A 24,342-nucleotide genomic window follows, 5' to 3' on the forward strand; every position below is an offset into this window, starting at 1 on the left:
GGCGTTTTTTTCTAACTTGATGCGTCCTAGGAAACAATCAGGAGAAGCAGCAAAGGGGGCGATCGCACTTCTATCAAATGAAAAAGAGGGACTATTGCCCCTCTAATTTTCTAAGGATCATCCTGAAAAGCGATCGCCCCATCATTCTCAAACTTTACCAAGGGCGATCGCCTATTCAGCAAACCCTATTTATTAGTTTGCTGGAGCTGTAAGTACGCAACCACAGACACTCATCTGACCCTCAACAACTGTCTTCCATTGACCATTCCATTTACCTGAGTAACTGGCACAAATGATAGGACATTTGGTTTGGGCATCCTCATTATTCAAAATTGGACCTGCTGGAACATCGACGACGAATTCCTTTCCTTGCTGATTAGCCGGAACTGTCTGTACGCAACCACAGACACTCATCTGACCCTCAACAACTGTCTTCCATTGACCATTCCATTTACCTGAATGACTGGCACAAACGATAGGACATTTGGTTTGGGCATCCTCATTATTCAAAATTGGACCTGCTGGAACATCGATGACGAATTCTGACATTTTTTCTCCTTATTGTATGCTCGTGTCTTTACATCTTTAAGACGATTAGTGAGAGCAATTTCTGAATTTTTTGAGTTAGAGGCTTTTTTGCCTAACTCGATGCACGCCATCAAACAAACCTCAATAAGGATAAGCTTTTCGCACCCTAGTTTGTCAATGTTTTAGATAATAAAGCGATCGCACTTCCCTCAAATGAAAAAGAGGGGCAATTGCCCCCCTGATTTCCTAGCAATTATTCTAAAAAGCGAGCGCTATGATTCTCAAACTCTATTAACTGCGATCGCACTCCTTCGTCTCTTCCAAACCAACTCTTAGACGTGCAATTGCTGTATCCGCTCAATAAATCGGGGTAAATCGCTCAATGATGAGCGTCAAACATCGCAAAATCGTTCCAAACGCAGTAGTCTACCCCGAGTTATTGAGCGGTTCCTCAGCGACAAGCCATCCAAAGGACATCATAAGCCCTCTGTGTAAAAGTATTGAGAATAGTCGATAGTCGTACAAGCTGTGTGCTATTTTTATCAACGGCTACCAATACTCGATCACTGTCTCCTAAGGCAGGCTTATTGTGATAAACTTGGAGACTAACATTGTCTCCACTTACTGCTGGTATAGAAATTGTTCTGTTAGTCCATCCTTTAAGGGCATCAAATTGTGCAATTGACCAATCAGTACCAGGAGTTTGGAGAAGCCTATCTTTAATTTGAGTTCCACCAATACGGCTGCTGGAGACATCACTGTAGCCATCTGGAACTTTGCCAGTATCAAGGGCGTCATTAATTATTTTATTGCTCGGATCAACCCCAATACCTACATTTTGGAAAACGTAAGAGTACAAATTACACTTTTGAGTATCTGGGCGTTTAAAGTTGAATGTTAAATCATCTGTTTTTCCGTGTCCATCTATTAAAAGAATACTACCTGTAAGTGTAGGTCCCATTCTGTTACTCCCAAAATTCTTAATGAAGTGAATAATCGTCTTTACATCTTTACGACGAATCCCAAAGCCAATTTCTGAATTTTTCGAGTTAGCCGCTGTTTTTCCCTAACTCAATGCACCCCATGAAACCCACCTCAAATACGAGAACTATAATTTCCCCCATTGCACCAGATTGTGTCATTAAGTTGAGGTCAGCAACAAAAGATGTAGGGTAGGCGCTGACGGCAGTGCCTACCCTACATCTTTTTTCAATTACTGATGTTCAATTACTGATGAAATTGAAATCGCAATTAATTTTTGTTTCTAGAATGGTCTACCGAACCGCATTATTTTTCTCCTTTTTGCTAGTTTCACTTGTTGTTTTTGATTGAGTTTTTATCCTCAATCTTGTTCGAGATTAGTGGAGACGAAATTGTATTTTTGTCTCTACACTTATAAGACGATTCCAGAGGTCAATTTCTGAATTTTTCGAGTTAGAGGCTGTTTTTTCCTAACTTAATGCACTCTCAGAGGTTCAGATCCCCGACTTCCCTAAGAAGTCAAGGATCTACGCTTTAGCACGATCGCCCTTTCGCCTCTTACCTTTCAACCGTTTCACAGCCTCCTCAACCTCACCGCGAAAAGGGTAGAGCAACCGCCGACTCAGCGCACTTCGATAGGCCTCCACAGCCTCCCTCACATCCCCCAAGCCCAACAACGCCCTCCCTCGCCAGTAACCAGCCATAGCCGGGTCAAACTCCATCAATTCCTGAGCAAACTGACAAGCCTTTTCCAAGCATTTCCGGCTCGCCACCTCATCCCCCAACACTCCATAACTCTCCCCCAGCCACACCGCAGCAGATACAGATTGCAGATAACCCCCCTCTTCTGGTAACAACTCCCATCCTTGCGCCAAAGCCTCCACCGCCGCCCGGTGTTTGAGAGCCAATGCCAACACCCGCCCGTGAGCAAACCAAGCATCAGGTAACTGCGGCTCAAGTTGCGTCCCCTTCGCAGAGACAGCACACCCCCGATCGATCTCCTGAAAACTTTCCACCAACACCCGCCCCGCCGTCGTCCAAACACTCCAGCGATCGGGAAAACGATCGAGCATCTCTTCTACTATTGATGTCAGGGTTACTTCACGGTTCGATCGCCCTAAATCCCCCAGGGCTGTTTGATTTTCCGTAGGGGCCGTGCCCCCGTGCCGGCCCTCTTGGTCTGACCTGCCGATCGAATCGTCTGGGTCGGGGGTAGGCACGGGGGCACTACCCCTACAAAATTCACGTTTTTGGTGAGAATGAAACTGCGCTGTGGGCTGGGGGCGATCGAGAGAGGCTGGGGAAGAAGTCATCCTCGCAGCGGGCAAAATCTCGCACAACGCCCGATAAATTTCACAATCCAGGGGATACAGACGATAAGCTTTCAGCATCGCCGCCGCCGCCCTCTGATATTCCCCCGTGTGGAACAAGTAACGCCCGTAGGAATACCAACCCCTCGGATGATTCGGGTGTTCCTCGGTAAAACCTTCCAACACCGCAACCCCGTTAGCCGACTCCCCCCGGAAAAAGTGATAATATGCCAGCAACTCATGACCGTCCGCCGCATCAGGAGCCAGTTGCAGCACAGAAGCGATCGTCTTTTTAGTCTGCTTCCCCTCCTCACCCGATACCAATCTCATCCGGCAACGAGTATCCGCCAGTCGTTTGAGTACCCCAAAATCACCCGGAGCCACCTCTAGCGCTTTGCTCAACCGCTGCTGCGCTTGGCGCACGTTCCCCACCGCCACCAGAGCGTCATAGCTGCCGATCGACGCGACAATATCCTCTGGGTGCAGTGACAAAACGGCATCAAAGGCTCGCAAAGCTGCAACCGCATCGCCTCTCCCCACCTGCACCTGGGCCAACGCCAGCCAGTGAGCTGCATTGTGAGGTTCAAGGGAAGCCGCCGACTCAAAAGCGAGTATCCCTGCCTGAGTATCACCTCTACAGAGTGCGATCGCTCCGCTGATATGCTGTCGAGTCGCCTCATTGCGTGCATTCGCCGAGGCACTTTCATAAACCGCTGCTGCCTCAACCTCTTGTCCCATAAGCTGCAAGAGTTTTGCCAATTGCAAGCGGACGCCGATCGATGGTGGTTGCTGCCGATCGATTACTTGGCGATATTCCTCAACCGCCTGCTCGATCTGACCCATTTCAGACAGCAGATTCGCCAATTCCAACCGTTTCTTCCACCCAGAGGGAAACTGCTGCACGTACTCACTTAATGTTTTCAGCTTCTGCTCTTGTCTGGTTGGCTTCGAGTCTGCAACCAGGTAAGCATTCAACTCCACCCCAGAGGACTGAGTGAGGGATACCACCCGGAGTGTAGTGTTTCTAGACATGATGCTGTTACCTGATAATTAATTGTCTCGCCAATGTTCTGAGGGATGGGGGCGATCGCGGGTGGGGCGATCGTTTCATCGGATTGTAGGGGCAATCCCCCCGCCCCAAAATCTTGACGGGGTAGGCACTCTTGCGCTACCCCTACAGTAAATTCATCTGCGATCGGGGCAACTTCCCCCTTTTGAGAAGACTCGGAGAAATCTAACAGAGCATCATCCAACCCTGACAAATACCTGCTCAAACGCTTTTGCAGAATCTCTCGCGCCTGTTGGATGCGCTTGTAAACGTTATTGAGCGAGAGAGCAAGTTTTTGGGCAATATCTTGATAGGCAATTTGGTGGCAGTAACGCAGGATAAACGGATTGCGTAATCGAGAAGGAAGAGTATCAATAGCGCGGCGAATGTAATGTCCCAACTCATGATGTAGAAGTGCCTCTTCAGGAGAGTCCAAACCAGAAATAACTGCTGAATTTCCTGTAGCAGCTAATTCTTCAATATCCTCCATCTGCATTGCTTTCCGGCGGCGTTCTCGGTGTATATCTATACATAGATTATGGGTTAAGCGAATCAGCCAAGCTCGGAGGTTGGTGATTTTTTCGGCATGGTTTGGCAATTTATCCCAAGCTTTAAGCATGGCGCGACTGAGCACCTCTTCGGCATCAGTAGGATTCCCCCCCATCCACTTGACACAGCAACGGTAAAGATAATCTCGATTCTGTTCCCATAGCTGCCAAAATGCTTTCTCCATATCTTCTGGAGAACCCCAAATGTCTTTTGCACTAACTGATTGAGAATTTGACATGATTTTAAAAGTGGTGAAAGATAGATGTGAAGGAACATTCCTCTATTCCTTTTTTCGTTGCACCCCAATCCGGCAAAAATCTAGCTCAGTGCGATCTGAGTATTTATACTAAATCCGGGTTATCCATCCCCTTTATAAATCCTCCGTTATTAGCAGAGTCTTTGCGATTGCTTCGCTGTCGCTCGCAATGACAATAACGGGGGTGGTAAACCCGGATTTGGTATTATCCGGCTAAAGATTCGATTCAGTATCGTTAGCCAATATTCAAGGTTGATTGTTGTCAGGGTGATTCATCAATCACCCCGACTCAGCAAAATCAAGCAAAAGGAACTGAGAAAACGATACCGCCCTCGGTATAAGGCGCTATCATCAAACTAATACCTGGGAAGTTGCGATCGGTCATCTCTTGATAGTTCCCCACTGCGGAAATCGCATTCAAAGCGAAATTATTCGACAAACCCAGACTTTCACCCACAGTTCCTTCCACTCCCAAAAAGCGGCGGACAACTGGATCGGAACTATTGATTTGCTGGCGCACATTTTCAGAAGTTAAACCCAGCTCTAACGCTTCATAAACAGAATAAGTAACGCCTGTTACCACATCCTTCCACTGGGATTGATTCTCGTCCACCACCATTGCTAAAGGCTCCTCTCCCAAAACATCGGGAAATGGCTGATGTTTGTCTCGCTGGTCGGGGGGTAAGGTGAGAAGACTAGAGATAATCAGATTCCCATTGCCGGTGAGCGCATCCAATTCGCCCTTGATATAACGATCGAATAGGGCCTCCAAGCTATTTAAGGCTACGACTTCCGCATTAATGCCCGCAGCTTTCAGCTTTTCTCGCAGAGTTACCTCAGAATTGGTATTTGCACTCACGCCAATTCGGCGACCGGCAAGCTGTTCAAAAGAGGTAATTCCGCTGGCGGTTGGTGTTACCACAAATTGAGCATCGTAACTATTAATGGGGGCAAAATCTACCCCCAGCAAAGCATCCCGCTTGAGGTTGTGGCTGGCATTGCGGCTAGTTACATCAACGATGCCATTGGCGACATCGCTGAAGCGCTGAGGACCAGTTTTCTGAATCACGAATTCCACTGCGTTGGGGTTGCCAAATAGGGAAGCTGCTAGTGCCCGACCAAAATCCACATCAAATCCGCTGAAGTTGCCCTTGGAGTCAGCAAAACCAACTCCTGGCGCGTCATTTCTCACCCCGACACGCACGAAACCCCGGTCTAACACTTCCTGTAAAACGTTGCGGTTGTCGTTATTTACCAAGGGCACGGTTAATTGGTCAGTCCCCGAAAAGGGTAGATAATAAAGCAGTCCCCCAGGCTTGACAAACATTAGCTCATTGAGCCCGCGCGGCAGCACTTTGGGATTGAAATTGCGATTGTAAATTTCTTCGTAATTACCAATTTGTTTGATAACTTTCAACGCAAAATCATTTTTGAGTCCCAGGGATTCTCCTAACTTTCCTTCCACGCCTAAGAAGCTCTTGGTGGCGGAATTTTTATTAAGAAATTCATTCACATTCTGGGAGTTAATACCAAAGAATTCGGCTTGGATGGGAGCGCTGACCACCCAGCGCACCACATCAGCCCATTCAGACTGATTTTCCGGCACGACGAGTGCTAAAGGCTCTTTAGAAATGGCTTCATCCAGGATGACTTGATTTCCCGGATTGGATAAGGTGGGAATGCGATTGCTCAGCACCCCGCGATTAATGGAAACAGCGCCCAATTTCCCCGCATCGTAGGCAGCAAATAAGGTATCTTGAGAAGGAAAAGTTTGGATGTTGAGGGCGATTCCGGCACGTTTGGCGACATCTATTAAATTTTGCTGAGAGCGCGTTCCTGCTAATACGCCGATGGTTGTTCCTGGTAACTGCTTAACAGAACTAATTCCACTATTACCGCGCACCAATACCGCTTGAGTGTCGAAGAAAACCGTAGGCGAAAAATCTACTCCTAAACTGCCATCGCGGAGCATAGATTGAGTGGGCAAAGTGGCGGCAATATCGACTGCGCCACTGGCTACGCTGTTAAAGTCTTTGCCCGCCTCGACGACTACGAATTCTACTGCTTTCGGGTTATCGAACAAAGCGGTGGCTAAGGCGCGACTAAAATCAATGCCAATCCCACTAAATGAACCGTCGGATTCCCGCTTGCTAAATCCGATCGCATCGTCGTTAACTGCAACCCGCACAAACCCGCGCTTTAAGATTTCTTGAAGTTTAGGGCCTGTGGGTGTGGTACTGGCAACTGGTTTTCGACCTTCAGCCGCTCCAAACCGCGCATAATGTTCAAATCCGCTTGATAAACTACCCTTGGCAACTGCTGCTGCTACCTCGGGGTTAGCATCTAGATAAAATTGCTCGTTGAATGAAATTTGTGGCTTTCTTTTTTCAGTAAAACCAAACTTTACCCAATGCTCAAACCCGTTGGGAATAAGGCCAGAAGCTACGGCTTTTGCCACTTCTGGATTTTCTTGCAGATAGGTGGTCTCGTTGTAGTTAGGAATGGTCATAATGCTGGTAATTAGATAATTTGTGTGTTCAATTGGCAGGGTTTTTGATAAAGGCTCATTACTGCTCCAACCGCAGCGGATTCCCGCAGGTTTCTGTTGTTGGATGGTTTTGAATTTTATCAAAGCTGAAAACCCTTATTTTTCTGGCGGGTTGTTCGATCGCGGTAAAAAACCCGGTTATGAAGGTCGGGGTGCGTCCAGGACTAATTTAATTAGGATGTGCTGGGAAATTTTCGTCGTACAGCTAGCAAAGTAATGTCTCTGTTTCAGGTAATAACCCACAGTTTTACTGCTATTTTGAGAGATAGCTAGCTCAACAAGCAGTAGACTTTCCCTAGTTTTAAATTATGTCGGTCGCATCCTCTGGAGATCTTGTCCTAACTGTGACTTGTACGATGGACAGTAAATATATTGCGATTGCGATTTCCCAGCCACTCGTAAGCAAATTCATCTACATTTTGAATAGCTAAATAAACTCCGAGTCCTCCAATCTTTTTTTCGTGCGGGTGTTTGTCTAAGTCATCAGGTAGCGCTCGATCGAGGGGATCGTAGGTGACTGCTGTATCCTCAATCATAATTGTCAAGTTGCGATCGCTAATTTCGGCACGCAACTCCAAATCCCCTTCTCTACCAGATTCTTCATAACCGTGAATGATGATATTTGTGGCAATTTCATCGACTGCAAGGCGCAGCCCGTAAGATGCTTTTTGATCTAGAGCTGCCTCGGCTGCTGCTACGAGGACATACTCAGCTATCTGACTTAAAGAATCTAATTTTCCCGGCACTATTAACCGGTGCATAAATGATACAATGCCTCCGGCAAAAGGCGATAAGGGGTATAGCCGGGATACTGGCAAAATAGAACAGTGCAATTTGTTGAATTTTTCGCAGTTCATAGTCGCTATCCAAAGCTCTGATTGCGTATCCATTTCTATACCTTAAGGACGATGACACTAATCAGTTTCTGAATTTTGACTCAAAAGAAACGAAGCCTAATCTTGATTCCTGAGAGACTCTTGACAAGGGAGTGAAAATATGAAATACATTACACAGGAGGAGAGAGGGACGATCGCACAAATTCTCCAGTAATTTGCCCCGCCTGATGCCTCCTAAACAATTCAGCCACGGGGGGAATGCTCCTACTATCTGTTTGCCGATAAAATTAAATTGGTATAATACTAAATCCGGGTTACTCACCCTCTTTTTTAGTTCGCGAGCTAATTTCTCCCCATTCCCCGATCTCGCCCTCTCCCCATCTTCAAAAATCAAGGGGTTTTTAACCCGGATTTGGTATAGCCTCCCGTCAGCAGTCGCTACAACAGAATCCGACTTCGACTGCTGCTGCGATCGCACTACCTCAATTAATTCCTCACTCACCACAGTCTCCACTTTCTGCACTGCAACTGAAACTACCGTCTCACCTGCGATCGCTTCAACTGCTGCATTCCCTTGGGACATTTCCCCAATTGCCGATTCCGTTGCTGTCGGTGGAACAGATTTATCCGTATCCGCCCTCTCCTCTCCGATAAAATATCCCCTCAATACCTCTCGCAGAATTGCGCGCGCCTGGGAGATGCGCTTGCAGACATTCTGGTAGGAAATCTCTTGCTGTTGGGCAATCTCTTGATGAGAAAGTTCCCCATAAAAGTGCAGGATAAACGTCTCGCGCATCCTGAGCGGTAAGTTATCAATTGCACGGCGAATCACAATCTTTTGCTCGTGAGTCTCCAATGCCCAAAGGGGCGTATCGTCAAAGGAAACCAGTCCTTGTTTCTGTGGAATCGCTTCTATATCCTCAACTCGATTCGCACCCCGACTGCGTTCTCTATAAATATCTATGCAGAGGTTATGAGTCAGTTTTGTCAACCAAGCCTTAAAATTAGCAATTTCGCCCGCTGCATACTTTTGCACCTTTTCCCAAGCTTTCAGCATCGCCCGACTAAGTGCATCTTCAGCATCAATAAAGTTCCCACCCATCCACTTGATACAGCAACGGTAAAGAGAGTTTCGATACTGTTGCCATTGCTGCCAAAAAGTTGTGATTAGATCTAACGAGCAATCGCGCTGCTTTGAAAGCGTAAATGATTGAGAATCCAATGTCATTTCTAATACCTAAAGTTAATAAAAGTTTTGCAATAATTCAACTGCCCGACAGTTTTTGCCAAGGACAATCCGAGCCTTTCCACTGAGGAAAGACAGAGCGATGAGTAACGATTGTTCTGGTTGTAAGCTTCAAGTGTTCTTTGAGGATGCGGTTAGTAGTCACCACCGCGATCTTTCCATCAAAGCTGCTTCTTAACACCAGGGTTTAGTAAAGCACCCTAAATATTCGGTAAAACTACACGCTAAATTTTCATAGGCCGGATGTAGAAGCAGTTTTACCTGCTTTACCCGATCGCAGTTTAATTCAGGCTTACCAATAATATTGGCTAGCCAGACAGTATCATTTTGCACTGCCGAGACCGATCGCACCACTCAAATTTAGCTATTTAAGATCGCAACTTAAGATTTGCGATCGGCAATTAACCAAACTCCCCCGGAGCTAGGGTTTGGCGCATTTGTAAGTTTTTCTATCTAACTGCTAAGTTGCTTAACTTGATAAAATTTTTATAATCTTGGGAAATCAATCATCATCACATGATAGTGTTACAAGCTCAACACAAAGAAAAAGATAAGCGCCAACGCGGTGTAATCCTTACCCTACAAGGATTAGAGAAATTAGAGGCAGCCAAAACAAAGGCAGAATTCGAGCAAAATAGCGGGAATCGGTATACTTTGGAACAAATAAGCGATCGCACGCGGTTAGCTGTGAATACTGTGATGAAAATATACACTCGCGAAGCTGGTGTCGATCGCAACACGCTAAAAAGGTGCTTCAGCGCTTTTAGTCTGATTCTGGAGCCCAGTGATTATGCCAGGGTGTTTCCTCAGAGTGACGGGGTTAAAGCATCCCATACCCCGCCCAAACCAGAAAAAGACATAGAGTTGGAATTACCATTAGGCCAAGTTCCCCTGGATTCGTCTTTTTATGTGGAGCGTCAGCCAATTGAATCTCAGTGTTACAAGACAATTTTGCAACCGGGAGCGCTAATCCGCATCCAAGCTCCCAGGCGGATGGGGAAAACCTCCCTCATGGCAAGGATTCTAGAGAAAGCTGCCGAGCAAGGCTATCAAACGATTGCGATAAATTTTCAGTTAGCAGATAGAGAAATCGTCCTAGATTTAGATAAATTCTTGCGGTGGTTTTGTGCCAACGTCGGTTTGGGTTTGCAACTGGAAAATCAGATGGCGGAATATTGGGATGAACTTTTTGGCAGTCAGCTTAGTTGCAAGATGTATTTTGAGGAGTATCTGCTGGCTGCAACAGATAAGCCTATAGTTTTAGCTTTAGACGATATCGATCGCTTGTTTCCCTATTCCCACCTGGCGAGCGACTTTTTCGGGCTTTTGCGAAGTTGGCACGAGGAAGCAAAGAATCGGGAAATTTGGCGAAAACTGCGGTTAGTCGTAGTGCACTCGGCTGAGATATATATTCCGCTGAGTGCGAATAGATCGCCGTTTAATGTCGGGCTACCGATCGGACTGCCACCATTCAATAGCGAGCAAGTACAGAATTTAGCCAAACGGCAAGGACTGGATTTGTCTGCTGAAAATGCTAAACAACTGGTGGCTTTGGTAAACGGAAATCCCTATTTAATACGATTAGCTCTTTATCATATTGGGCTCGGAGATGTGACTCCCGAGCAAGTGCTGCAAACCTCTGGTATTGCAGCGGGAATTTATAGCGATCGCTTACAACGAGAATTGTGGAACCTACAACAGGAGCCTGAATTGCTAGCAGCCTTTGTGCGAGTGGTGAAAAGCAGTATACCTGTAGAGTTGGGTTTAGTGGAGGCCTCTAAGTTGGAAGGTATGGGGTTGGTAAATTTACAAGGCAATCTGGCGGCGGTGAGTTGCCAGTTGTATTGGGAGTATTTTGGCTATCGATTCAGTAGCATTGGAGGAGGTTGCGTTTGAAAACGGGTTCTTTAACTGTTGTTGGTACCGGGATTCAATTGGTTGGTCATCTGACCTTAGCTGCAAAGGCGTCGATCGAGCAAGCCGACAAGGTTTTGTTCGCTGTAGCTGACCCGATTACTGGAAAATGGCTGCATACACTCAACGCCACGGCCCAAGCCCTGCCTTACAATACCGACAATCAGCGGCGCAGAGAGACATATCGGGAGATGGTCGATCGCATTTTGGCTGAAGTTCGTCAGGGATTGAATGTGTGTGCTGTTTTTTACGGTCATCCGGGCGTTTTTGCTGACCCCACCCATGCAGCGATTAAACAGGCGCGTCGTGAAGGTTTTAGGGCGCAAATGTTACCGGGAATTTCAGCGGAAGATTGCTTGTTTGCTGACTTGGGTCTTGACCCAGGGCGCAACGGATGTCAAAGTTTTGAAGCCACTGACTTTCTGATTCGGCAGCGTAAATTTGACCCAACCAGTGCTTTAATTTTGTGGCAGATTGCGACGATCGGCAATCTGGGTTTTTATCGGGAAGAAAGCCAACTGCGCGGCCTAACGGTGTTAGCTGAAGTGTTAGAAACATACTATGGTTCTGAACACGAAATAATTGTTTACGAAGCAGCAGTTTATTATCCGGTTTGCGAGCCAGTTATCCAGCATATTCCTCTGTCTAAACTGGCAGGAATTCGCGTTACTTTAGTTTCGACACTTTACGTTCCGCCTCAAGCGCCAGCACCTGTAAACAGTGAAATGATGGCACGGTTGGGGTTGACAGTTGACAGTTGACAGTTGACATTTGGTAGGGGCGAAGCGAAGCGGAGGGGGGGCCCCCGTGCCTGCCCTGATAGTTGATAGTTCTCAGCTATCAGAAAATATTGCTACAGTTAGTAGATGTGTTTGATCGATGAAGGTTTATTCGATCGCTCATATTTGTAGCAACATTTTATGAAGTTGGTAGTGCTTAATTTGCCAATAAACTAACAATAAACTAACAAAGAATACATTTTTGTGCGCTCTCTCGCTCGGGCAGGAAAAAATTTATTTTTATTAACTGTGCGCGAGAATCAAAAAAATGTGATAAGTTATTTTCATAACTTATTGTTATGAAAATATAGACAAAAAACCATGTCAAAAAACTTATGTAATGGAGAGAAATATGGCTCCCACACGCTCTAACGATCGCGAAACTTTAGATGACATCAACCCATCGCTCGAACAAAACCCTGAGGATGCTAAGGCTTGGGCTCACCGCGGTGAAAATCGCCGACTGGCAGGACATTTTGCAGCAGCGCTAGAGGATTTTAATCGATCGATCGAGTTGCAGGCTGACAGTGCTTGGGCGATCGCGCACCGAGGTGAAACTTATTATCTGATGAAACGCTATGAGGAGGCTCTAGCAGATTTCAACCGCGCCATCGAACTGAACCCAGATTATAATTGGGCGATCGCGCATCGAGGCGTAACTTACCGCTTTCTGGGAGAAGCATACTACACAAAGGCACTGACCGATCTGGATCGGGCGATCGAGCATCAATCGGATTACGTTTGGGCGCTGGCTTATCGCTGCCGCATCTATGAATTGATGAAGTGCTACAAGCAATCGCTGATTGATTTCGATCGAACAGTCGCCTTTGACAAAACCATTTTTGGTGGGAAAAATTGGCTGATTGAGAAAGGATTAATCTTTTGCTATGACGGCCAATATTCTGAGGCGATCGCCTGTTGCGAACAAAGGTTGCTAGAGGTTGCTGACGATACTACAGCTTTGTACTGTATCGCAATATCTAAGGCGCGCTGGCAGGGATTGGAGGCGGCAAAAAGCGAAATCGATCGAACGCGAACGGCTTTGCTTGCTCAATGGGAAACTGGCGATCGGGGAGATATTCTGTACCGACTCTGTGGCTTAGAAATTTTGGAAGGTAACTGCGAACCAGCATGGCAGTATTTGCAGGAAGCTATTCCGATTAATGATGAAGCCATTGAGTTAGTCGGCCACGATCCGGCTTGGTTGGAGTGGCGGGATCACCCGAAAACTCTGGCATTGCTCGCAAGTTAAGTGTTTGCAAAAACCGAAATTTTGCAGCAAAGTCGATAACCTGTAAGGGCTGGTTCGCCAAGGAATTTAAACGTAGCGAACAGGTTAAATAAACCCGCCCTCTCCCACGAATAACCCCTTATTTAGTTCAGTAAGTAACATTTCAGGAGGATTTTATGCAGATGAACGAACGAGCTCGGGCGAATGCTCAAAGAGGAGAAACTTTTCGGTTGTCAGGGGCTTATGACGAGGCGATCGAGATTTTTAAACAACTCCTAGAAAAAGCTCCAAACGATGCTTGGGTTAATGCTCATCTAGGAGCAACTTACTGCCAGTTGATGGATTATGGGAAAGCAGAAGAGTGCTTAAAGAAGGCGATCGGCAAGAGCAAGAATTATTTCTGGGCTCACGCACAGCTAGGTGAAACCTATCGTCTCTGGGCACTTGCAGAGAACAGGCGAAAGAAATACATTGACTCGGCGATCGAACATTTTCAAAAAGCGCTTGATGGTAAAGAACCAGCAGATAGCACCTACGAGTGGGCATTAGCTCACTTGGGAGCAACTTATCGGCTGAATATAACGAGCGGTATCATTCAATTACTTAATGAGTTGGTAACTCCGGCATTAAGTCAAGGAAAATTGTCAGGACTGGATGTCATACAACAAAACAAAGACACGGCCCTACAATACCTTAACAGAGCGCTCGAACTTATGCCTACATATGCTTGGGCGTGGGGGATGCGATCGACCGTTTACAGGTTGGCTCAAGAATACAAAGATTCATTCTGCGATTTGGAAGTTGAGACTGTAGTAGCTCCGAATTTTGAGATTCTGCAAAACTCTTCTTTTCCCGTTCCCTTCTTAGAAAGCAGCAGGGTAAATCTTTACGAACACGCATTTCTGTTTTTTTATTTGACCAAGCAAACAGAAGACCCACATGAGAAACAAAAATGTTACCTGAGGGCGATTGCTTTTCTCCAACAAGCTTTGATTCTGCGTCCTGGTGATTTAATAGCTAAGCTAATTCTCACCATAGTTGACACAAAACAAAAGCAGGAAAAACAGGATGGGCAGGCATTAACACCAGATGAGATTGAAAAACTTCAAAGAAAATTGGATCGATTTTTTGAAGATCTAGAGGAGGATTTTTGGCAAATCTGTAAAAAGGTGTTGCGGAATCAAATGAACGTTCCGGAACCGTCAGTTACAATCGAGAAGTTGCAATCGATATATAACCAAGCCGAGGAGGGACATAAATTAAAAAAGCTGATTTTGGAAGATGTGATAAACAACCAGAAATCAGGTGTGAGAGAAAATTCGCAATTATGGCTGTGGAAAAACGTTGCACAGATCCAGATGTGTACCTACGTTCTGTTCTTACTTAGTGAATTAAGCCACATTCTCGGAAAAGACAGTAATATCGGTACGGCAAGGCCTTATCGAGAGCTGGCATTGACTATCGCTCCTTACGTCTTTATAGAAAGGCTTTACCAAACTCCAGTGTTCTCAGATGCAGACAGAAAAAGCATAGTTAAAGAGTTGAACGATGGCATAGGATTCAACCTTAAGGAAACCGCCCTGCCCAAATGGGGGGACTAGAAGTAACTCAAAGTCCCCCAACAATCAGGGGGATTTAGGGGGATCTAGTTTGTATGTTGGGTTAAGCGTAGCAAAACCAACAAATTCACGAAAAATGTTGGGTTTCGTTCCTCAACCCAACCTACAATTTAAGTTTCGTTTTTCACTATCTAAGATTAGGAGAACATCCCATGAGTAACCTATTGGATTTATTAACTGATTTAGCGCTTGACACCAAGAAACAAAGTGCTTTCATGGATAACCCCAGTTCCTTCACGGACGGGGTGGGTTTACCTGAAGCAGAAAAAACCGCAATAATGAGCGGTGAAAACGCTAAAATCACCGCACTCTTTGCAGGGGAACGAGTTCCGCTTGCCATTACTGCTTTCGATCCCGGACCAGATCCCTTGCCAGATCCAGATCCCTTTCCTCCTTCTCCATCGCAAGACCCCGAACCCGACTCTAACTCGGACTTGAACTAAAATGCGATCTTGAGGTCAAATCGCTCATACAGCAGATTGCAGGTTGATGATGTAGGCCCGTCTATCGAACAATCCTCGCAAGGACACGGCAGTGCCGTGTCCCTACCTGCGTTCTCTGCGTGCATCACTTACATGAAAAGTGCTGTAATTTTCTACAATTGGAAAAGTGGATTGATATTTCACAAACTCAAACCGCACTTGTTGCGGTTTTTTTATCATAAAAACATACAAACACCTAACTTATGCAGAATGTTTACCAAATTACTGAAAAACTGCACGAGAGCAGTAACTCGCTAGTCTATCGGGGATACCGGCAAGCAGACAATCGGCCTGTTATCCTCAAAATGCTCAAACAAGCCTATCCTTCACCGGAACAAATTGCCGGGTTCAAGCGAGAGTATGAAGTAACCCAAAACATTAACTTACCGGGAGTAATCGATGTTTACAGCTTGCAACACCTAGACAATCAGTGGGTAATTGCGTTAGAAGATTTCGGCGGCGAATCCCTGAATAGGACGATAGCTAAGCAGCAATTTACAATTGCTGAATTTCTCCACCTGGCAATTGAGATTGTTGGCATTCTCGGTCAGGTTCACCAGCAGCATATCGTTCACAAGGATATTAACCCTTCAAATATTATTTTCGAGCGGGAAACAGGCAAGCTGAAGCTAATTGATTTTGGAATTTCAACAACCCTGTCGCGAGAAAATCCAACCTTTCGCAACCCGAACGTGTTAGAAGGAACGCTGGCTTATATCTCGCCAGAACAAACAGGTCGCATGAATCGATCGATCGATTACCGCACTGATTTTTACTCGCTGGGGATAACCTTTTATGAATTACTAACGGGACAGTTACCCTTCCCTACAAATGATGTTTTGGAATTAGTGCACTGTCATATTGCCAAACAACCTCTCCCACCACACGAACTCCAACCAGAAGTTCCACCAATTATTTCGACCATCGTGTTGAAATTAATGGCAAAAAATGCTGAGGAACGCTACTTGTCAGCATATAATATCGAGGCAGATTTACAAGAATGTCTCAGGCAGTGGCAGACTAAAGAGCAAATCGACCCTTTCCCGATCGAGCGGCACAATATTTCGGATCGATTTCAAATTTCGCAAAAACTGTACGGGCGAGAGCGGGAAATTTCTGCCCTATTAGCCGCCTTCGATCGAGTCAGCGAAGGAGCCAGGGAAATGATGCTGGTTTCGGGATATTCCGGGATTGGAAAAACAGTATTAATCCAGGAAATCTATAAGCCGCTGACTCGCCAACACGGCTATTTTATTGCTGGTAAGTTTGACCAGTTTCAACGAGATACTCCCTACGCATCCTTAATTCAAGCATTTCGTTCATTAGTACGGCAGTTACTCACAGAAAGTGACGCGCAAATTAGCCAGTGGCGGGAGAAGTTACAAGGGTCATTAGGGGAAATTGGCGGGGCAATCGTGGAAGTTATTCCTGAAGTAGAACTCATTATTGGTTCGCAACCACCCCTACCAGAATTGCCACCAGCAGAACAGAGGAAGCGCTTTAATCTGGTTTTTCAAAAATTTATTAATATATTCACTCAGCCCGAACATCCGCTAGTAATTTTCTTAGATGACTTGCAGTGGGCAGATCTAGCATCGCTGGAATTAATTCAACTGCTGATGACACTAGCAGAAAATAAATATCTATTTCTCATGGGCGCATATCGCGATAATGAAGTAACTGAGGCGCATCCACTCACTCAAATTTTGGAAAAAATTGCCAAAGCCAAAGTAACAACAGTTAATAAAATATTGCTGGCACCTTTATCCTTGACCGATATTACGCAACTTTTAATCGATACGCTGTTTGCAGACTCAAAAAATGCTAAACCGCTTGCCAAATTGCTCCTGCAAAAAACTGGTGGCAATCCGTTTTTTATCAATGAATTCTTAAAATTCCTGCATTCTGAAGCATGGTTGCATTTTAACTACCAAGCTCAGAAATGGCAGTGGGACTTAAAACAAATCAAAGCGCAATCCCTGACAGATAACGTTTTAGATCTGACTGTAAAAAATGTCCAAAAACTCCCGACAGCCACTCAAGCAGTATTAAAATTAGCAGCTTGCGTGGGGAATCAGTTTGATTTGCAAACGCTGGCAATTATCTATGAAAAATCTCTCCAAGCAACAGCAACAGATTTACGATCGGCACTGCAATCAGACCTCATCCTGCCCCTCAGCCGTGCCTATCAGTTGGCGGAATTTGAGGTAGCAGGTTTGTCCGAGGGGTTAGTTGCAGAATACAAATTTGCCCACGATCGCATTCAACAAGCAGTTTACTCTCTCATTTCCGAAGCAGACAGACAGTCAGTACACCTGCGTGCGGGCAGGTTGTTACTCCAAAATTCACCATCTGAAGCATTGGCACAGAAGCTATTTGAGATTGTCAATCAGTTGAACAAAGGCCGCGCCCTAATAGCTCGACAAACAGAGCGATACCAGTTAGCTAGATTTAATTTACAGGCAGGTAAAAAAGCCAAATCTTCAACGGCCAGCCAAGCAGCTTTCAATTACCTTCAGACAGGCTTAATTTTGTTAAATAAAAAGAGTTGGTCGCAGCAGTACAACCTTACCTTAGATTTGTATTTGGAAACAGCAGAAGTAGCTTATACAATTGCCAACTACGATGAAATGGAGCGCTTAGCTGAGGTAGTTTTGCAAAAAGCCAAAACCCTGTTAGACAAAGTAAAAGTCTATGAAGTCAAGATGCAAGCTTATTGCGCCCAAATTAAATTTTTAGAGGCGATCGACATTGGGCTAGAGGTTCTGAAATTACTTGGAGTAGAATTACCGAAACAACCGAACCAATCCGATCTGACACGAGAGATGGAGCAGATAAAATCTGACTTAGCAGGCAGGCAAATCCAGGAACTAATCGACTTACCGCAAATGACCGCTCCGTATAAAGTAGCAGCTATGCGGATTATGAACTATTTATTTGGTCCTGCGTTCATAGCAATCAATCAACTGAGCTTGCTAAATTGGTGTCGGCAGGTGAATTTATCGATTCAGCACGGTAATTCTGCTGGCTCTGCTTTTCCATATGTAGGTTACGGAATGCTCCTCTGCTGCTCGGGAGAGTTTGACGCTGGCTATCAGTTCGGTCAACTTGCTTTGCAGTTACTAGAACGATTCAAAGATAGAATATTTAAAGCAAGAATTTCTGTGGTGTATCAGGGCTATATCAGGCATTGGCGTGAACCTCTCAGAGATACATCTTCTTTTTGCATGGAAGCTTATCACAGTGGGATAGAAACTGGAGATCTTGAATATGCTGCTAGTGCTAGAAGTCTCTATGCCTATTCTTTGTACCTCAGCGGTGCAGAGTTGAGCGATGCCAAGAAAGAGATGGCGAAAGTTCTTGAAGTTACTTATCAAACTCAGCAGGAAGCGTACCTTCATTGGACTCAAATCTATATGCAGGCAATCCTGAACTTGATGGGACAAGCAGACAATCCGTGCCGTTTGATTGGTGAAGTATACGATGAAGAAAAGATGATACCATTTCATCTATCAGGTGGCGATCGAACTGCACTCATGCACGCTTATTCACATAAAGTTATCCTCTGTTATATTTTCGAGGAATTTCAGCAAGCTGTTGAGAATGCAGACAGCTTTGAAGAATACTCAGCTAATGCAGGTTCCTCGTTTATTCTCCCTGCTGTCTGTTTGTATGATATGTTAGCGCGACTGGCGCTTTATCCTAATTCCTCAGAGACGGAAAGAGAAGAAATCCTGACAAAGGTTGCTGCCAAACAAGAAAAAATGGACACATGGGCAAAGCAGGCCCCCATGAATTACCTGCACAAATTTTATCTAGTCGAAGCGGAACTCGCGCGCGTATTAGGCAACGATAAAGATGCCAGAGAATATTACGACAAAGCCATCATCCTAGCCCGCGAAAACGAATATCTCAACGAAGAAGCCCTCGCCTACGAATTGGCTGGCAGGTTTTATTTAGCCAGAAATCAAAATCATATTGCCCGTCACTACTTGCAAGATGCCCACTACGCCTATCAGCGCTGGGGGGCTATGGCTAAGGTAAAAGATTTGGAAGCGCGATACCCGCAGTTTTTAGCACTCCAGTCGATCGATTCAACTCGAACAGATGCCCGAGACAATCAGCAAGATCGGGTTACAACAGGTAACAAATCGGGCGAAGTGCTGGATTTTGCCGCCATATTGAAAGCATCCCAAGCTATCTCCGGCGAAATCGTCCTCAAACAATTGTTAAACCAGGTGATGCAAACTGCGATCGCAAATGCAGGTGCCCAAACAGGTTTTCTCATCCTGGATCGAGGCGGGAATTGGGTTATAGAAGCAGCAGCAGCAGTAGAGGGCGATCGCACAATTCTGCAATCCATTCCGGTAGATGCCGTCGAACCCGCAACCGGAATTCCCCTGCTATCAACCGCCATAGTTAACTACGTCGCTCGCAGCCGCGAAAATGTAGTATTAAATAATGCTGCCGCCGAAGGACAATTTACCCGCGATACTTACATAACCGCCACTAAACCCAAATCAATCCTCTGCATTCCCCTGCTCGATCGAGGCAAACTAACTGCCATTTTATACTTAGAAAATAATCTGGCGATCGGCGCATTTACCCCCCAACGAGTCGAAACTTTAAAAATCATTGCTTCTCAAGCCGCCATCTCCATTGAAAATGCAAATCTTTACGAACAATTAGAAGATTACAACCAAACTTTGGAGAAAAAAGTAGAAGAACGCACCCAAGAATTGTCGCACACCCTAGAAATTCTCAAAGCAACTCAAGCCGAATTAGTAATAGAAAATGCGCTGCTGAGGAGTGCGGAAGAACCGCCTAATTTCGATTACCAAGTTGGCGGCAGTTTGCCAATGGATGCACCTACATATGTAGTGCGATCGGCCGACAGACACCTATACAAAGCTTTAAAGTTGGGCCAGCTTTGTTACATCCTGAATGTCCGACAAATGGGCAAATCCAGCTTGCGAGTACAAATTATGAAAAAGCTGCAAGCAGAAGGCTTTGCTTGTACCGCGATCGATATTTCTGTAATTAGCAGTCCTCAGAGCACTTTAGATCAGTGGTACGCAGGCTTTGCCTACCTTTTAGTTAGTGGTTTGCATCTGTTAAATAAAGTCAATATCCGTACTTGGTGGCGCGAACGCGAATTATTATCGCCCGTCCAACGTTTGTCAGAATTTATCAATGAAGTATTGTTAGCCAATATTTCTGAAAGAATTATTATTTTCATAGATGAGATAGATAGCGTCCTCGATCTTCAGTTTGACAACAGTGTATTTTTTAGCCTCATCCGAACTTTCTATAACAAACGTGCTGATAGTTCTGACTATCAGCGTCTGAATTTTGTCTTGTTAGGCGTGGCTACTCCTTCTCAATTAATTCAAGATAGAAAATCTACTCCCTTTAATGTGGGTCAAGCAATTCAACTCAAAGGTTTTCAAGCGCATGAAGCTCAACCCTTACTGCAAGGATTAACGAAACGAGTGACAAATCCGCAAACGCTACTTACAGAAGTAATCGCCTGGACAGCCGGACAGCCTTTTCTCACCCAAAAAGTCTGCAAACTGATTTGCACTTCTGACTCTCCTATTCCCACTAACAATGAAGCAACTTATGTGGAGGAGTTGGTGCGATCGCACATCATAGAAAATTGGGAATCGCAAGATCAACCAGAGCATTTGAAGACAATTCGCGATCGTCTATTGCAAGATAAACAGCGTGCTGTTGAACTGCTAAAACTTTACCGAAAAATTTTACATCAAAGACAGGTTGTGGCTGTTGATAGTCCAGTAGAAACGGAATTGCTGATGTCGGGTTTAGTAGTCAAGCGAGAGGGTTATCTCCAAGTGAATAACCGTATTTATGAATTGGTATTTGACGAACGTTGGGTAGAAGGGATAGATCGGGTGCATCTGGTTTTTGAAGAGGGCGAAGCATGACCGCATATAAGTTATTAGTTATAATCCCATATTTTCTGCGGTCATGCTTCGCCCCTACACACGTATTTGCCTTGCACAGGTCGCTGCACCCGGTAGATCTAGGGCAGAAAATTCAGGAGAATTAAGCAAAAAATCTCAAATCTACCTGCAATCTCTGTTTGAACAATTATAAAATATCAGCAGACAATCCTCACTGCGAAGATAATACTTTTTTATATAATGTTAAGAATAATCTGCCCTCGATCGTGCTATAATCTGACATCAATATGACTTACGCACGGCCGCTCGGAAACCTGTTTTTTCACCCGAAGAGGCGTTACAGCCGGCAACAACGGCAAAAACCCGGTTTATGAAGGTTTTGATGCGTAAGTCCCGATCCATTCACTTTTCTTCTCAATCGAGTGCGTGCAGTTATGCGAATAGGTAAAAATTTACAAAAGTTTCTGCTTTTGACAATAGCGTTATTTTTTGCAGCATCGCTACTGATTAACGTTACTAAATTCCACAATTATTTTGGCATCAACCGCGCCGATACTCAAGAGAAAGTGGTGGCGCTTACCTACGACGACGGCCCCTATCCTCCCTATACAAATCAACTTTTAGATATCTTAGACCGCTATCGAGTTAAAGCAACTTTTTATGAAATCGGCCGCAATATAGAGAAACATCCCGAAATCGTCAAAATGATTGTGGCGAGGGGCGATGAGTTGGCAAACCATTCCTACTCTCATAAGGATATGATGTTTAAACCCCGGGAATATTTGCTGTCTGAGATTGAAAAAACGGACAAACTTTTGCAGGAATTGGGCGTTAAGCAAAATAGTATTAGTTTTCGGCCACCTTGGGGACGGAGATTTGTAGTTTTATCTTATTTACTTGCCCAAATGCACAAAAAACTGATTATGTGGGATGTGGATTCTCAAGATTATGAGAAAACTCACACGGTAGAGGATATCGCAAATCAGGTGATTAACAATGTGCGATCGGGTTCGATTGTGGTGATGCACGACGGCGGAGGCGATCGCTCGAAAACCGTATTAGCAACTGAGATAATTGTCAAGTCTTTGCAGTCAAAAGGTTATCAATTTAAAACTGTTTCTGAGTTGTTGAAATAATTAGACCTCTTGCAAAATAATTTTATGCTATAATGAAGGGTTTGGCTTAAGTGGAGCAGATTGCAGGTTAGATCAGCACTTTACAATTATGAGTTAGCTCTCAGGTCTAAAACTCAAAACCTTTAATTGTAACTCCGTGATTTTTTTTGCAAGAGGTCTATTATCAACATTTCGGATCAATCAGGGAGACAAACATCCGGCGCACACAAACTGTGAAAATCCAAAGTTGTGACCTCCAAAGTATCCAACTCAATTCGCCGAATCACGTGATTGTTCGTATCAGCAACAAACAAATGAGACCCGATAGCGCTCAAGCCTGAAGGTTCAAAAAATCGAGCTTTGAGACCTTTAGCATCTACCAAACCAGCTTTACCATCTCCAATCATCGTCATGCAAGTACCGCCCCGGTGGTCGATTCGCTTAATTTTGTGATTGTAAGTATCAGCAACCCAGAGGTAATTTTGAGCGTATTCAACACCCAAACAGTGCTGCAACCTCACCTCCTCACCGCGACCATCTTTATCCCCAAAACCAAACAATTCACCGCTACCGCAGACAGTGCGTACCTTCGGGTCTTCATCGATACCGACGGCGCGGATCGAACTAATTTCGCTGTCAGCGACAAACAACTCCGATCGATCCGTAGACAGGCCGCTGGGCTGAGAAAAAGCAGATTCCGCCAGACTACCGTCAACACAGGATTCTCGACCAATACCTGCGTAAGTGGCGATCGTACCAGTATCTAACTGCATCTCCCAAATTTGGTGCGAACCCGCCATGGCGATAAAAAGTCGATCGCCAACTCTTTCTAAATCCCAAGGCGAATTCAATGGCGTCTCTAAAGCCTTGCCGCTGCGGGGAGCAATTTCGTGACTTTGTTCGCCAGTACCAGCAACAGTTTGCACCCTTTGAGTCGTAAAGTCGATCGTTCTGATAGCGTGATTTTCCGTGTCAGCAACATAGAGAATTTGAGTTTCTGCATCAAAAGCCATACCTTGAGGTGCAAAAAACTCAGCTTCTTCAAAGTTGCCATCAGTCAAACCCGGTTTCCCAGTACCAATGACGTGCAGTATCTCACCCTCGGTACTGCTGACAACAATTCGATTGTGTCCCGAATCGGCAATAAACAAGCAAGAACCGACCAAGTTTTGGATAACTGAATTAGCAGGCCCGGGCAGTACAGTTTCATCTACAGATTGACTGTCCTCAGTCATTTCGCCCAACAGCGCCTCATGTTGGTGAAGCTGTTTTGCCTCCGTTGGCGCGATCGCAAATCCCAGCACTTTACCAGGAAAAGCCAGGGGAGTTGATACAGGTTTGCGCTGTTTTTCTAAACTGAAGCGAAGTTCTTGAAAGGCGATCGCATTTTTATCTTTGTATTCAGCAATTAACTTGCCAACTAACTGATCTAGTGCTTCTCTATTGCCTTCGCCCGAAACAAAGCCGACGACATAACTTTCTGGATCGATCACCATTAAAGTCGGCCAAGCGCGAACCGCGTAGCTTTGCCAAACTTTCATACCGCTGTCTACGATTACGGGATGTTCGATATCGTAGCGGAGGATAGCTTGGCGGATGTTTTCTACATCTTTTTCGTTTTCAAATTTAGCCGAGTGAACCCCGATTATCGTCAGGGAATCCTTATATTTTTGTTCCAGGTATTTTAAGTCTGGGAGGACGTGCAAGCAGTTGATGCAGCAGTAAGTCCAGAAGTCGAGGATGACGACGCGCCCTTTTAAGGATGCAATGGATAAAGGTTTTTCGGTGTTCAACCAGGGGTACTTTACGGGGAATTCTGGTGCTCTGACGCGAGGCATGGATATCTCCTTGGTGCGGGCTGAGTAAGTTTTACACTTCTTTAATTTAGCGAGAAGTTTGGGAGGATGGGGAAAAGCTGGTTAAATCTGGGCTTTTCGGCATAGGCAAGATGGCTGTGGCATAGGAGGGGGGAG

The 24,342-nt window shown here is 45.2% G+C and carries 15 protein-coding genes; 7 read left to right on the forward strand and 8 right to left on the reverse strand.

All coding sequences use genetic code 11. The features are described 5' to 3' along the window. Positions 1-192: 192 nt before the first annotated feature. From JGK07_RS12655 to JGK07_RS12685, 7 genes are all read right to left on the reverse strand, one after another. A complete protein-coding gene (locus JGK07_RS12655; protein WP_293226149.1) occupies positions 193-549 on the reverse strand; it encodes a mannan-binding lectin in 357 nt (118 codons plus the stop codon). A gap of 430 nt (positions 550-979) precedes the next feature. Next, on the reverse strand, positions 980-1,489 hold the full coding sequence (locus tag JGK07_RS12660; RefSeq protein WP_293226146.1) for a putative adhesin: 510 nt from the start codon (positions 1,487-1,489) through the stop codon (positions 980-982). Positions 1,490-2,036: 547 nt separating this feature from the next. Next, the gene (locus JGK07_RS12665) at positions 2,037-3,851 is read right to left on the reverse strand and encodes a tetratricopeptide repeat protein (RefSeq protein WP_293241918.1); all 1,815 of its coding nucleotides are present in this window, start codon (positions 3,849-3,851) and stop codon (positions 2,037-2,039) included. Next, complete coding sequence (locus JGK07_RS12670; protein WP_293176829.1) at positions 3,791-4,654, reverse strand: RNA polymerase sigma factor; 864 nt, start codon at positions 4,652-4,654, stop codon at positions 3,791-3,793. Before JGK07_RS12670 ends, JGK07_RS12665 begins: the two co-directional genes overlap by 61 nt. 316 nt (positions 4,655-4,970) lie before the next feature. After that, positions 4,971-7,181 (reverse strand): amino acid ABC transporter substrate-binding protein, encoded by a 2,211-nt coding sequence (locus JGK07_RS12675; RefSeq protein WP_293176827.1) that lies wholly within the window; start codon positions 7,179-7,181, stop codon positions 4,971-4,973. A 377-nt stretch (positions 7,182-7,558) separates the two neighbouring features. Further along, a complete protein-coding gene (locus tag JGK07_RS12680) occupies positions 7,559-7,981 on the reverse strand; it encodes an ATP-binding protein (protein WP_293176823.1) in 423 nt (140 codons plus the stop codon). A gap of 157 nt (positions 7,982-8,138) precedes the next feature. Then, positions 8,139-9,284 carry a sigma-70 family RNA polymerase sigma factor gene (locus JGK07_RS12685; RefSeq protein ID WP_293218866.1) on the reverse strand — a complete coding sequence of 382 codons (1,146 nt, stop codon included), beginning with the start codon at positions 9,282-9,284 and terminating at the stop codon, positions 8,139-8,141. A 534-nt stretch (positions 9,285-9,818) separates the two neighbouring features. On the opposite strand from JGK07_RS12685, the gene JGK07_RS12690 reads away from it, so the two are divergent. From JGK07_RS12690 to JGK07_RS12720, 7 genes are all read left to right on the forward strand, one after another. Beyond that, entirely contained in the window at positions 9,819-11,198 is a 1,380-nt protein-coding gene (locus tag JGK07_RS12690; RefSeq protein ID WP_293190068.1) for an AAA-like domain-containing protein, read from the forward strand. Further along, positions 11,195-11,977, forward strand: coding sequence for an SAM-dependent methyltransferase (locus tag JGK07_RS12695; protein WP_293176817.1), 783 nt, complete (start codon positions 11,195-11,197; stop codon positions 11,975-11,977). The genes JGK07_RS12690 and JGK07_RS12695 overlap by 4 nt, the downstream gene beginning before the upstream one ends. A gap of 370 nt (positions 11,978-12,347) precedes the next feature. Next, the gene (locus tag JGK07_RS12700) at positions 12,348-13,247 is read left to right on the forward strand and encodes a tetratricopeptide repeat protein (RefSeq protein ID WP_293176815.1); all 900 of its coding nucleotides are present in this window, start codon (positions 12,348-12,350) and stop codon (positions 13,245-13,247) included. Between the two features lie 161 nt (positions 13,248-13,408). After that, on the forward strand, positions 13,409-14,827 hold the full coding sequence (locus JGK07_RS12705; RefSeq protein ID WP_293176813.1) for a tetratricopeptide repeat protein: 1,419 nt from the start codon (positions 13,409-13,411) through the stop codon (positions 14,825-14,827). A gap of 170 nt (positions 14,828-14,997) precedes the next feature. Beyond that, a complete protein-coding gene (locus JGK07_RS12710; protein WP_293176811.1) occupies positions 14,998-15,288 on the forward strand; it encodes a hypothetical protein in 291 nt (96 codons plus the stop codon). Positions 15,289-15,530: 242 nt separating this feature from the next. Continuing rightward, on the forward strand, positions 15,531-21,275 hold the full coding sequence (locus tag JGK07_RS12715) for an AAA family ATPase (RefSeq protein WP_293190070.1): 5,745 nt from the start codon (positions 15,531-15,533) through the stop codon (positions 21,273-21,275). A gap of 449 nt (positions 21,276-21,724) precedes the next feature. Next, on the forward strand, positions 21,725-22,390 hold the full coding sequence (locus JGK07_RS12720; protein ID WP_293176807.1) for a polysaccharide deacetylase family protein: 666 nt from the start codon (positions 21,725-21,727) through the stop codon (positions 22,388-22,390). Between the two features lie 176 nt (positions 22,391-22,566). Here the strand turns inward: JGK07_RS12720 and JGK07_RS12725 are convergent, their stop codons facing one another. Next, complete coding sequence (locus JGK07_RS12725) at positions 22,567-24,207, reverse strand: thioredoxin-like domain-containing protein (protein WP_293224570.1); 1,641 nt, start codon at positions 24,205-24,207, stop codon at positions 22,567-22,569. Positions 24,208-24,342: the final 135 nt, after the last annotated feature.

Origin of the sequence: Microcoleus sp. PH2017_24_DOB_U_A (assembly GCF_020738205.1) — a bacterium.
GTDB lineage: Bacteria > Cyanobacteriota > Cyanobacteriia > Cyanobacteriales > Microcoleaceae > Microcoleus.